The sequence below is a fragment of the Rhodoferax sp. LS1P39 genome, from assembly GCF_056521425.1.
Genome location: NZ_JBWMAV010000002.1, coordinates 139,900 through 153,372 on the forward strand (window position 1 = coordinate 139,900; position 13,473 = coordinate 153,372).

Sequence of the window (13,473 nt, forward strand, 5' to 3'; positions counted from 1 at the left end):
GTTGTTCCTGTGGTCTGTTGTCTACGATTGGGACTGGATTTGGGTCTCTGGCGGAATCACGGGCACCGTGGCGGGCACGGCATCGTCTTCCAGAATCCAGGTGTCCTTGGTGCCGCCGCCTTGGCTACTGTTGACCACCAGCGAGCCTTCTTTCAGCGCCACGCGGGTCAGGCCGCCGGGCACGGTTTGCACGGTCTTGGCCGACAGCACGTAGGGCCGCAGGTCGATGTGGCGCGGCGCAATGCCGCTCTCCACAAAGGTCGGGCAGCTGGACAGGCTGAGCGTGGGCTGGGCGATGTAGCCGCTGGGGTTGGCCAGCAGGGCCGCGCGGAACTCCTCGATCTCGGCCTTGGTGGAGGCCGGGCCAACCAGCATGCCGTAGCCGCCTGCGCCGTGCACTTCCTTGACCACCAGGTCTTTGAGATTGGCCAGGGTGTACTTCAGGTCGTCCGGGTTGCGGCACATGAAGGTGGGCACGTTGTTCAGGATGGGTTTTTCGCCCAGGTAGAACTCGATCATCTTGGGCACGTAGGGGTAGATCGACTTGTCGTCGGCCACGCCGGTACCCACGCCGTTGCAGATGGTCACGTTACCTGCGGTGTACGCAGCCATCAGGCCGTCGCAGCCCAGGGTGGAGGTGGGGCGGAACACCTGCGGGTCGAGGAAGTCGTCGTCCACGCGGCGGTAGATAACGTCTACGCGTTTCGGGCCACGGGTGGTGCGCATGTAGCAGAACTTGTCTTTCACAAACAGGTCTTGCCCTTCGACCAGTTCCACACCCATTTGCTGGGCCAGGAAAGCGTGTTCAAAGTAGGCGCTGTTGTACATGCCGGGGGTCAGCACCACCACGGTCGGGTCGGAGGTAGCGGCGGGGGCCGAAGCGCGCAGGGTTTCCAGCAGCAGATCGGGGTAGTGGGCCACGGGGGCCACGCGGTGGCTGTTGAACAGGTCGGGGAAGAGCCGCATCATCATCTTGCGGTCTTCCAGCATGTAGCTCACGCCGCTGGGCACGCGCAGGTTGTCTTCCAGCACGTAGTACTCGCCGTTGCCCTGGGCATCGGGGGCGCGCACGATGTCCACGCCGGAGATGTGCGAATAAATGTTGTTGGGCACGTCCACGCCCATCATTTCGGGGCGGAACTGGGCGTTGTTGATGACCTGGTCGCGCGGGATGATGCCGGCCTTCAGGATCTCCTGGTCGTGGTACACGTCGTGGATGAAACGGTTCAGCGCGGTGACGCGTTGCACTAGGCCTTTTTCCATGCTGCCCCATTCGTGGGCAGGGATGATGCGGGGGATCAGGTCGAAAGGAATCAGGCGCTCGGTGCCCGAGCCGTCTTCGTCTTTGGCGCCGTACACCGCGAAGGTGATACCCACGCGGCGGAAGATCATTTCTGCTTCTTCGCGGCGCTTGGCCATCATGTCGCCAGGCTGCTTGGCGAGCCAGGCATCGTAGATTTTGTAATGGTCCCGGATCTGCTTACCCTCTGAGAAAAACTCGTAGGGCAGCCCTGTGTACATCTCGTCAAATTTTTGCATAAATAAGTCCATCTCCTGATAACAAAGCATAGCAAGTAGCGCGCCAGGTTGGTGCAAAAACAAGCGGTCGGTGGGGTGTGCGGGCCTGTCCTGGCATCTGTGCTGGCCTCTTTGTCACCTCCACGGCACCCATCGTAGCGCTGTTTACGGGCTTGTCTTACGGAGGATGGTGTTGCCAGTAGCGCGGATCGACCTGGCGCTCGCAATGCATCTGGGTGGGTGCGGTGGATTGCCAGATGGCGGCACCGCAGCGACTGCTCTCCACCACCGGGATCCCGCGCTGCTGGTAGCGCTCCAGCACCGGCGGCGCGGGGTGGCCAAAGCGGTTGCGGTATCCGGCCTGCACCAGCGCGAAACGGGGCTGCACCGCGTCCAGAAAAGCCGGGCTGCTGGAGGTCTTGCTGCCGTGGTGCGGCACCAGCAACACGTCGGCCCGTAGGCGGGTCTGGTGGGCGTGGCGGGCGAGCAGCGCAGCCTCTTGCGGCTGCTCGATATCGGCCACAAGTAACGCCGTGTAAATACCGTTTGAGATGCGCAACACGCAGCTCAAAGCGTTGGGTTTTTGCACGCTGTCGTAGTCGGTGGCCTGTGGATGCAGCACCTCGAACTGCACGCCGTCCCAGGCCCAGCTTTGGCCCGCCACACAGCGTTGCGCGGGCCGCACCGCCTGCAGCGGGTGCCCTTGTTCCATAGAGCTGAGCAGCCGGGCCTGTGGCTGGGTCGCCAACAGGCTGGCCGCGCCACCGCTGTGGTCGCTGTCGCGGTGGCTGACCACCACCGTGTCCACCCGTTCGCCCAGTGCCCGCAGCAGCGGCACCAGCACCCGCTGGCCTGCGTCGCTGTCCAAACCGAAGCGCGGGCCGGTATCAAACACCAGGGTATGCGTGGCAGTGCGCACCAGCACGGCGTTGCCCTGCCCGATGTCGGCAGCCAGCAGCCCAAAATGCCCCAAGGGTGGGCGTGGCGCTTGCCACAGCAGCACCGGCAACAGCAGCGGCACGCCCAGCGCCCGCCAGGCCCAGGGCAGGCGCAGCACCAGCAATACAGCACCTAATATGCCGCCAGCGCCCATCCATAGGGCAGGAGCAGCTACGGAAATAGTAGCAAATGGCCAATCTACCAGCATTTGCAGCAGCCAGCCCAGCGCGTCAATGGCCAGTGCCGCCGCCTGCCACAGCGGCGGCAGCAGCACGCCCAGCATGCACAGTGGCGTGACCACCAGCGTGACCCACGGGATCGCCAGCAAATTGGCCAGCAGCCCCACCACCGACACCTGCTGGAACAGCAGCAGCGTCAGCGGGGCCAAGGCCAGGGTGATGCTCCACTGCTGTCGCAACATCAAGCCAAATTGGCCTCTAGCGCTTATGGAATCAGCGCGATAAGCTCCTGAATCTATAGCAAACAGCACCGCCACCGCCACAAAGCTCAACCAGAATCCGGCCTGCAGCAAGGCATAGGGGTCGATGGCCAGCACCACCGCGCAGGCCAGCAGGCACACCGAGGGCCAAGGCCATTGCCGCCCGCTCACCCGCAGCAGGCCCATGGCGGCCAGCATCCAGATGGTGCGTTGCGAGGGCACACCCCAGCCACTGAACACCGCGTAAGCCGTGGCCAGCAGCACGCCGCCCACCAGCGCCACCTGCGGCACCGGCCAGGCTTCGCCCGCGCGCCCGCCCAGCACATCGCTGCGCCGCCACAGCCAGCCCACGGCAGCGGCGGCCAGCCAGGCGAACATGGTCACGTGCAGGCCGGAGATGCTCATCAAATGCGCCACGCCCGTGGCCCGGAACAGGTCCCAGTCGGCGCGCTCGATGGCGTTCTGGTCGCCCACCACCAGCGCGGCGATGACCCCGGCCAGATGCCGGTCGGCCACGTGCAGATAGATGCTGTCACGCACCGCTTGCCGGGCGCGCTCTACCGGGTGCCGCCAGGTGTCGGCCAGGCGCTGCGGGGCCACGTCTTTGGGCCCGGCGCGCACGCTGCCGGTGGCCTGCACGCCCTGCTCCCACAGCCACAGCTCGTAGTCAAAACCGTGCGGATTGCGCCCACCGTGCGGGGCCTTGAGGCGCACCGTCATCTGCCAGCGCTCCCCGGCGCGCACGTCATCCGGCTGGCGTTGCAGCTCCAGCTGGGTGGCACTGCCGCCCGAGCCAAACGCCAACACGCCGCTGTACCAGGCCAGATCGACCACCGGCGGCACCGCCACGGGAGCCGCATCTAGCCGTGCCGACTCGACTTGCAGGCGAAACCGTAGACCCATTTCGCTGCGCTGTGGCATGGCCGCCACAATTCCGACCACCTGGACATCGCGCCCTTCTAATTGCGCGTCCAGAGAGGTGTAAGAAAATGCCACCGCCCGCGCGCCGCACAACCCAAACGCCAGCAACAGCCCGCCCACCAAGGCCACCAGCCAACGCAGCACGCCCGCGCCACCGGCCAGTCGCAATGCTATTTTATTAATAGCTGTCAGCGCAATCAGAATAAGCGCCAGCAGCAAAAACAGCCCATAAGCCCAGCCCGGCCACAGCGCCGACTGGCCCAATTGCAGGGCGGTGCCCAGCGCCCAGCCGAGCAAACCCGGGGCCACCAACGGCACGCGTTTGATCTCCGAAGGCCACTGGTTTTGCATAAGGTCATACCCCAATCGCAACGCGCCGAAGCCAATCCATGGCTCAGGACTTGCTAGTATGGGGGTAGGTTCTGGCGTTGCCAAAACCATCTAATTTTGAAGCCTCCAAGAGACGCATACATGTCCATCCATGCCGCACTGAACCACGTTACGCACTACAAGTACGACCGCCCGGTCAACCTCGGCCCCCAAGTGATTCGGCTGCGTCCGGCACCCCACTGCCGCAGCAACGTCATCTCTTACTCGCTCAAGATAGAACCCGCAGAGCACTTCATCAATTGGCAGCAGGACCCGTTTGCCAACTACCAGGCCCGCCTGGTATTCCCCGCCAAAACCACAGAGTTCAAGGTCACGGTCGACCTGGTCGTCGAAATGGCGGTGTACAACCCCTTCGACTATTTTCTGGAGCCTGAGGCGCAGAACTTCCCGTTCAAGTACAGCCCCACGCTGCAAGACGAGCTCTCGCCCTACCTGGTCACCGAGCCCGCCACCCCGCTGGTGCAGGCCTACCTGGACAAGCTGGACCTGAAAAAGCAGCCCACCAATGATTTTCTGGTGGCCATCAACCAGCAAATCCAGAGCGACATCAAGTACCTGATCCGCATGGAACCCGGCGTGCAAACGCCGGAAGAAACGCTAGAGAAGGCCAGCGGTTCCTGCCGCGACTCCGGCTGGCTGCTGGTGCAACTGCTGCGCCACTGCGGCCTGGCGGCACGCTTTGTGTCGGGCTACCTGATCCAGCTCACCCCCGACGTGAAAGCCCTGGACGGCCCCAGCGGCACCACGGTGGATTTCACCGACCTGCACGCCTGGTGCGAAGTGTTTCTGCCCGGCGCAGGCTGGGTCGGCCTGGATGCCACCTCGGGCCTGTTCGCAGGCGAAGGCCACATCCCGCTGGCCTGCACGCCCCAGCCTTCCAGCGCTGCGCCTATCGAAGGCGGCGTGGACGAAGCCGAGGTCGAATTCGCCCACCACATGGTGATCACCCGCCTGTACGAATCCCCCCGCGTCACCAAGCCCTACACCGACGAACAATGGGCCGACATCCTGGCCCTGGGCGAAAAGGTCGATGAAAAACTGGCCGCCGGTGACGTGCGCCTGACCATGGGCGGCGAGCCGACCTTTGTGGCCGTGAGCGACCGCGACGCCGCCGAATGGAACACCGATGCCCTGGGCCCGACAAAGCGCGCCTTCGCCACCGGCCTGACCCACAAGCTGCGCGACCAATATGGCCAGGGCGGCTTCCTGCACTTTGGCCAGGGCAAGTGGTACCCCGGCGAGCAACTGCCGCGCTGGGCACTCAACATCTTCTGGCGCACCGACGGCCAGCCCGTGTGGCGCAACCCCGACCTGTTTGCCGACGAGCGCGTGCCCTCCAGCTACACCAGCGAAGATGCCCGCCGCTTCACTGAAAAGCTAGCCGTCAACTTAGGCATCACACCCAAATTCATCGTGCCCGCCCATGAAGACACCTGGTACTACCTGTGGCGCGAACGCCGCCTGCCGGTGAACGTAGACCCGTTCAACTCCAAGCTCGGCGACGAGATGGAACGTGCCCGCCTGCGCCGCGTGTTCGAGCAAAAGCTGGATGCCGTCATTGGCTACGTGCTGCCCGTCAAGCCCGCCGATACCAGCCGTGTCGCCGGTCCGGTCTGGACTACCGGCCCCTGGTTTGTGCGCGACGAACGCATGTACCTGATGCCCGGCGATTCGCCCATGGGCCTGCGCCTGCCATTGGACTCGCTGCCCTGGGTCAGCGAAGCCGAGTTTCCCTACATGGTGGAGCAAGACCCGTCCATCCCGCGCGAGCCGCTGCCCGAATCCAGCAGCATGTACGCCCGCTATGCACAGCGCGCAGCGACCAAGCCCGGCGTGTTCACTACCAATATGACCGCCGTGGGCGGACCCGCCCGTCCCGGCGTGGCCCCAACGAGCATCCCCACGCTGACCGAACGCGCCACCCTGCCCTTCCAGGCCGGTGTCAACCCCGTGCCGGAAGCCACCCGCCAGCGCCAAGACCAGGTGGCCAGCGCCTACACCGCCGTGCCGCCCCTGGCCAGCGCCCACAGCCCGCTGCAAACCGAACCCAGCAGCTTCAGCACCCGCGTGCCCAACAAGAACGAATCGGCCCACTGGCTGACCCGTACCGCGCTGTGCGTGGAAGTGCGCGACCCGCGCCGCGCCAGCGGCCCCAAGGCCGAAGCCGTGGGCGAAAAGTCCGGCGTGCTGTACATCTTCATGCCACCGCTGGAGATGCTGGAAGACTACCTGGAGCTGCTGGCCGCGATTGAAAACACGGCCGAGCAACTGGGCGTAAAACTGGTCATCGAAGGCTACCCGCCCCCGCGCGATCCACGCCTGAAGCTGCTGGCCGTCACCCCCGACCCGGGCGTGATCGAGGTCAACGTGCACCCCGTCGCCACCTGGGGCGAGCTGGTGGCCAACACCGAGTTCCTGTACGAGGCCGCGTTCGAATCGCGCCTGAGCGCCGAGAAGTTCATGACCGATGGCCGCCATATCGGCACCGGCGGTGGCAACCACTTCGTGATGGGCGGTGCCACGCCGTCCGACAGCCCGTTCCTGCGCAAACCCGAGCTGCTGACCAGCATGCTGCTGTACTGGCACAACCATCCCTCACTGAGCTATTTGTTCAGCGGCATGTTTGTGGGCCCCACCAGCCAGTCGCCCCGCGTGGACGAAGCCCGCAACGACCAGCTCTACGAGCTGGAAATCGCCATCGAACAGGTGGCCATGAACCGCGAAAAATACGGCCACGACATGCCACCGTGGATTGTGGACCGCACGCTGCGCAACATCCTGATCGATGCCACCGGCAACACCCACCGCAGCGAGTTCTCCATCGACAAGATGTACTCGCCCGACAGCGCCACCGGCCGCCTGGGCCTGCTGGAACTGCGTGCCTTTGAAATGCCGCCGCACGCCCGCATGAGCATCTCGCAACAGTTGCTGCTGCGCGCCCTGGTGGCCCGTTTCTGGGACAACCCGTACAAGGCACCGGCCACCCGTTGGGGTACCGAGCTGCACGACCGCTTCATGCTGCCGACCTTCATCCAGATGGACTTCCACGATGTGATCGACGAAATGGTGGCCGCAGGCTTTGCCTTCGACCGCAGCTGGTTCGCGCCGCACCTGGAGTTCCGCTTCCCGCTGGTCGGTGACGTGAAGAGCCACGGCATCGAGATGACGGTACGCAACGCGCTGGAACCCTGGCACGTGCTGGGCGAAGAAAACGGCTCCACCGGCACCGCCCGGTATGTCGATTCCTCGCTGGAGCGCATCGAGGTGAAGGTGACCGGCATGAACCAGAGCCGCTACGTCATCACCTGCAATGGCCGCGCCATGCCCATGCAGTCCACCGGCACCAACGGTGAATTTGTGGCCGGTGTGCGCTACCGCGCCTGGAACCCGCCGTCGGCCCTGCACCCCACCATCGGCATCCACGCCCCGTTAACCTTCGACATCGTGGACACCTGGATGAAGCACTCCATCGGCGGCTGCCAGTACTTCGTGAACCACCCCGGTGGCCTGAGCTACGACACCTTCCCGGTGAATGCCTACACCGCCGAAAGCCGCCGCCTGTCGCGTTTCAGCCGCATGGGCCACACGCCGGGCGTGATGCATGTCCCGCCCGCGACCATCAACGTACCGGCCAGCAAAGAGTTCCCGTTCACACTCGATTTGCGCCGGTAAGCACGGCCTCGCAGCACAGAAGCGGCCCCGCACGGGGCGGCTTCTGTGCTTATGTCTTTATCACATACTTCCCCCCATTTTTGACTTCCTTCAGCGCCCCGTAAGTCCCATTTCTGGTGTGACAATCGGGTGACACGTGGAAAACAAGACCCCCCCCCATTTTCAAATACCGATGTCAGACGATCCCCGCGTACTGGCGTTGGCGCTGGCACGTCCAGCCATGTCCGGGCACTTCGACGAACTGCGCGGCAGGTCGCGTCCCACCGACACACAGGCCCCCAAGACCCCCGAAGAACCCGCACCATTGACCACGGAATGGAGCGCTTTTTTTGAGCAGCTCGGCTCCAGCGGCTTCGCCGACCTGAACCACCGCACCGAGCAGCTGCGGCACCAGATCCACGACAACGGCGTGACCTACAACGTCTACGCCGATCCCGACAATCCGCAGCGGCCCTGGTCGCTCGATCTGTTCCCGATGATCGTCTCGCCCGAGAGCTGGAAACGGATCGAGACCGGGGTACTGCAGCGCGTGCGCGTGCTCGACCGCGTGCTGGCCGACATCTACGGCCCGCAGCAACTGCTGGCGCGCGGCCTGCTGCCCCCCGCATTGGTGCAGGGCCACCCGGGCTATCTGCGGCCCATGCACGGCGTGCAACCCCTGGGGGGCACGCACCTGCACATCACCGCGTTCGACCTGGCACGTGGCCCCGACGGCAACTGGTGGGTGGTGTCGCAACGTACCCAGGCCCCCAGCGGACTGGGCTATCTGCTGGAAAACCGCCTGTCGATCTCGCGGCTGTTCCCGCAGGCGTTTGAGTCCATGCACATCCAGCGGCTGGCCGCCACCTATCGCAGCCTGGTCGATGGCCTCAAACGCATGAGCCCGGCGGGCAAGGACGCGCACATCGCCCTGCTGACCCCCGGCCCGTACAACGAAACCTATTTCGAGCACGCTTACCTGGCCCGCTACCTCGGCCTGACCCTGGTGGAAGGCAGCGACCTGACGGTGCGCGACCAGCGCCTCTACCTCAAGACCCTCAAGGGCCTGGAGCCGGTGCATGGCCTGGTCAAGCGCCTGGACGACCAGTTCCTGGACCCGCTGGAGCTGCGCCCCGATTCGCGCCTGGGCGTGCCCGGCCTGATGCAGGTGGTGCGTGCCGGTAACCTGGTGATGGCCAACCCACCGGGTTCGGCCTTTCTGGAGTCGCCCGCGCTGCTGGGCTTTTTGCCCGCCCTGTCACGCCACTTGCTGGGCCAGGAACTGCTGCTGCCCGCCCTGCCCACCTGGTGGTGTGGCGAACGGGCGGCGTCCGATGCCGCCCTGCCCGAGCTGGCCAACAGCGTCATCAAGCCCACCTACCAGGGTGCGGCCAGCCGCCGGGCCTTTGACGCGGTACTGGGCCGCACCCTGTCGCGCCGCGAGCTCGACGAATGGGCCGGTCGCATCGCCCGACAGGGTGACGAATACACGGTGCAAGCCTACCTGCCGCTGTCGCAAATGCCGACCTGGAACGCCCACCCCAACCACCCGGCACGTATCGACCCGCGCTCCATGATGCTACGCGTGTTTGCCGTGTCCGACGGGCCGCAGTCCTGGCGTGTATTGCCCGGTGGCCTGGCCCGCATGGTCAATTCGCGCGACAGCGTGGCTTCGATGCAGCGCGGCGGCAGCAGTGCCGACGTGTGGGTCAAGACCACCGGCGAAGTGGACCGCACCACCCTGCTGCAGGCCAGCCTGTCGGTGGACATGGTGGCCCGGCGCAGCCACCGCGTGACCAGCCGCGCCGCGGAGAACCTGTTCTGGCTGGGCCGCTACGCCGAGCGCACCGAAAACAGCCTGCGCCTGGCCCGCGTCACGCTGGACGGCCTGGGCGGCGACGACCAGACCGCCACCCCGCTGCTGGTCTGGCTGCACGACATGGCCACCCGCCACGGCCTGGTGCTGGCGGCGGTGCCGTCGCCGCTGCAGGCCCGCCGGGTGTTTGAGCGCTCGCTGATTGCCGGGCTGGCCGACCCCGGTGCCGTGCCCAGCGTGGGCTACAACCTGCGCGCCATCAAGCAGGTGGCCTCCAAGCTGCGCGAACGCCTGTCGCAAGAGCACTGGAACGTGATCGTGCGCGCCGAAGACAAGTTCTTCAGCCGTTGCGCCAAAAACGCCCGGGATGGCGATTTCTCGCCCATGGAAGCCCTGCGCGTGCTGGAAGCCACCAGTACCCACCTGGCCGCCATGACCGGTGCGCAAACCGACCGCATGACCCGCGACGACGGCTGGCGCCTGCTCAGCATTGGCCGCCACATCGAACGCCTAGGCTTTTTGTCGACCGCCCTCGCGCGCGGTTTCAAAGCCGGTTCGCTGGCCAACACCGGCGGCTTCGAGGCCATGGTGGCGCTGTTTGACAGCACCATCACCTTCCATTCGCAGTACCAGCAAAGCCGCGATGTGGCCGCACTGGTCGATCTGCTGGTGCTGGACCGCGACAACCCGCGCTCACTGGCCTGGGTGGCGCACACGCTGCGGGGCCGCCTGGCCAAGCTGGCGGGCAGCCCGGCGGGTGTGCTCAGCCCCATGTCGAACAAGGTGCTGTCGCCCGATGCCTGGGACCTGGCCGAACTCTGCAGTGTGGATGCACAGGGCAAGTACACCGTGCTCAGCGATCTGCTGGCCCAGTGCAGCCAGTGCGCCTTTGACGTGTCGGACGAGATCAGCGCCACCTACTTCACCCATTCGCGGGACGCAAAAACCAGTTTGGGAGCTTGAGGGAATACGGCCATGCAACTTGAGATCACCCACGAAACCCACTATGCCTACCAGCCCGCGGTGGAAACCGCGCAGCACGTGGCGCATTTGCGTCCGCCCAGCACGCCCCACCAGCAATTGCTGAGCCACACCCTGACCATCACCCCCACGCCCAGCCAGCTCACCCAGTCGCCCGACGTGTACGGCAACCTGTGCTCGTTCTTTGCGCTGCAGGCGGTGCACGACGAACTCAACGTGGTGGCCCGCAGCCTGGTGCGCACCAGCCTGCCGGTGTGGCCCGTCAGCGCCCTGACCTGGGAGCAGGTGCGCGAGCGCTTTCGCTACCGGGCCGGGGCCCAGTTCAATGCGGCATCGGAATTTGTTTTTGCCTCGCCTTACGTGCCCAGGCATCCGGATTTTCTGGCCTACGCCAAACCCAGCTTCGCCCCCGGCGTGCCCCTGCTGGCCGCCGCGCAGAACCTGATGGAGCGCATCTATGACGACTTCACCTACTCGTCGGAGAGCACCGAGGTCAACACCCCTGCCGTCGAAGCCCTGGCGCTGCGCAAAGGCGTGTGCCAGGACTTCGCCCACATCATGGTGGCCTGCTGCCGCGCCATGGGCCTGCCAGCACGCTACGTCAGCGGCTACCTGCTGACCCACCCGGCCCCCGGCCAGCCCCGGCTGATCGGCAGCGATGCCTCGCACGCCTGGGCCTCGGTCTACGTGCCCGACCAGTCGGGCGACCTGGGCTGGAGCGACTTCGACCCGACCAACAACCGCGCCCCCGGCGACGACTACGTCACCCTGGCTACGGGCCGCGACTACTCCGACGTATCGCCCATGCGCGGCGTGATCCACGGCGGTGCCAGCCACATCCTCAGCGTGGCGGTCACGGTGATGCCGCTGGAGCCGGTGAGCCCGCCGCCACCGCCTCCCGCGCGGCAAAGCGGCGATGGCGCGTCACAATCCCAGTCGCAGAGCCAAAGCAGCATCTGGCAGCCGAACACCCAGCAGTGGCAGTAAACCGGCCACGCTACATCATTCATAGCTGCTCGTGCTTATCGAATAAGCGCTAGAGGCCTATTTCATACTTAAAAGGAAGATCCATGGACATTTACGCCAAGTTGCAAGAACTCAACATTACCCTGCCCCCCGTGGCCATTCCAGCCGCTGCCTACGTGCCGTTTGTGCAAACCGGCAAGCTGGTGTTCCTCAGCGGCCACATCGCCAAGAAGGACGGCGCAGTCTGGGTCGGCCAGCTGGGCAAGAACATCGCCACCGCCGAGGGCAAGGATGCCGCGCGCGCCATCGCCATCGACCTGCTGGGCACGCTGCATGCGGCGGTGGGTGACTTGAACAAGGTCACCCGCATCGTCAAAGTGATGTCGCTGGTCAACTCCACCCCCGACTTCACCGAGCAGCACCTGGTCACCAACGGTGCCAGCGAGTTGCTGGGCACGGTGTTCGGCCCGGTGGTCGGGGCCCACGCCCGCAGCGCATTTGGTGTGGCGCAGATCCCGATGGGTGCCTGCGTCGAGATCGAGCTGATCGCAGAAATCGCTTAAAAACAGGCTTGAAGGGCCTCGCAAAGCCAAGGTTATTGGGCGGAAGTTGAATAAGAATAGCTATCATTCGGCAGTTTTCTAACTCTGCCCGCCCCACCCTGGGGCTTTTATTCTTGGGACCGCCCTCCATGACCTTGCCCCGCTTAGCCCTCTCCACCCTGACCCTGGCCTGTGCCGCGCTGGCACCTGTGCACAGCAGCCTGGCCCAGGAGCAGAGCCTCAACATCTACTCGGCCCGCCACTACCCTGGCGACGACCAGCTCTACAGCGGCTTCACCAAGGCCACCGGCATCAAGATCAACCGTGTGGATGCCGACGACGCAGGCATCCTGCAACGCCTGAAGGCCGAAGGCGCAGCCTCCCCGGCCGATGTGGTCTTGCTGGTGGATGCCGCCCGCCTGTGGAAAGCCGAGGTGGATGGCCTGTTTGCCCCGGTGCAATCCAAGCTGCTCGATGCGGCCATTCCCGTCCAGTACCGTGGCAAGGCCAGCCCCGAAGGCACGCCCTGGTTTGGCTACAGCACCCGCGCCCGCGTGGTGGTGTATGACAAGGCCCGCGTGAAACCGGCCGATGTCGACACCTACGCCGAGCTGGGTGAGCCCAAGAACAAGGGCCTGGTCTGCACCCGTTCGGGCTCGCACCCGTACAACCTGTCGCTGTTTGGTGCCGTCACCGAGCATGTCGGCCCGGTAGCGGCCGAAGCCTGGCTCAAGGGCATGGTGGCCAATATGGCGCGCCCCGCCAAAGGCGGCGACACCGACCAGATCAGGGCCGTGGCCTCGGGCGAATGCGGCGTAGCCATCACCAATAGCTACTACGTGGCCCGCCTGATGCGCTCCGACAAAGCCGAAGACAAGGCGGTGATGGACAAAGTCGGCGTGTTGTTCCCCAACCAAAGCAGCTGGGGCACACACGTCAATATCGCCGGTGGCGGCATGGCCAAAAACAGCAAAAACCCGGCCAACGCCGTGAAGTTTTTAGAGTATCTAGCCAGCGCCGAGGCGCAAAACTACTTTGCCAACGGCAACAACGAATGGCCCACCGCCAAAGGTGTACAGGTCAACAACCCGGCCCTGCAAACCATGACCGGCGGCAGCTTCAAGAGCGAAACCATCCCGATCAGCGTGGTGGGTATGAACCAGGTCAAGGTGCAGCAGATGCTGGACCGCGTGGGTTACAAATAAGCACCTATAACCCTAGGACTTACGCAGCGCCCTTGTATCGCCCTTCGGGCTTACAGGGGGAACTTGCGTAAGTCCTAAACCCTTAAAAACCGCTGCTAGCCCAGC

At 64.9% G+C, this 13,473-nt stretch carries 7 protein-coding genes; 5 read left to right on the forward strand and 2 right to left on the reverse strand.

Annotated features, from left to right (window positions below):
• Positions 1–21: 21 nt before the first annotated feature.
• Both AC097O_RS04035 and AC097O_RS04040 read right to left on the reverse strand, forming a co-directional pair.
• Positions 22–1,539, reverse strand: coding sequence for a circularly permuted type 2 ATP-grasp protein (locus AC097O_RS04035; RefSeq protein ID WP_315185276.1), 1,518 nt, complete (start codon positions 1,537–1,539; stop codon positions 22–24).
• A 157-nt stretch (positions 1,540–1,696) separates the two neighbouring features.
• Positions 1,697–4,168 (reverse strand): DNA internalization-related competence protein ComEC/Rec2, encoded by a 2,472-nt coding sequence (locus AC097O_RS04040; protein WP_479591599.1) that lies wholly within the window; start codon positions 4,166–4,168, stop codon positions 1,697–1,699.
• Positions 4,169–4,288: 120 nt separating this feature from the next.
• Here AC097O_RS04040 and AC097O_RS04045 point away from each other — a divergent pair, with 120 nt between their 5' ends.
• The 5 genes from AC097O_RS04045 to AC097O_RS04065 all read left to right on the forward strand — a co-directional run bounded on the left by AC097O_RS04045 (position 4,289) and on the right by AC097O_RS04065 (position 13,368).
• Positions 4,289–7,879, forward strand: coding sequence for a transglutaminase family protein (locus AC097O_RS04045; protein WP_479591600.1), 3,591 nt, complete (start codon positions 4,289–4,291; stop codon positions 7,877–7,879).
• Positions 7,880–8,051: 172 nt separating this feature from the next.
• A complete protein-coding gene (locus AC097O_RS04050; RefSeq protein ID WP_479591601.1) occupies positions 8,052–10,637 on the forward strand; it encodes a circularly permuted type 2 ATP-grasp protein in 2,586 nt (861 codons plus the stop codon).
• 12 nt (positions 10,638–10,649) lie between these two features.
• The gene (locus tag AC097O_RS04055; RefSeq protein ID WP_479591602.1) at positions 10,650–11,642 is read left to right on the forward strand and encodes a transglutaminase family protein; all 993 of its coding nucleotides are present in this window, start codon (positions 10,650–10,652) and stop codon (positions 11,640–11,642) included.
• Positions 11,643–11,725: 83 nt separating this feature from the next.
• Positions 11,726–12,184, forward strand: coding sequence for a RidA family protein (locus AC097O_RS04060; protein WP_315229674.1), 459 nt, complete (start codon positions 11,726–11,728; stop codon positions 12,182–12,184).
• Positions 12,185–12,312: 128 nt separating this feature from the next.
• A complete protein-coding gene (locus AC097O_RS04065; RefSeq protein ID WP_479591603.1) occupies positions 12,313–13,368 on the forward strand; it encodes an extracellular solute-binding protein in 1,056 nt (351 codons plus the stop codon).
• The last annotated feature ends 105 nt before the right edge of the window (positions 13,369–13,473 follow it).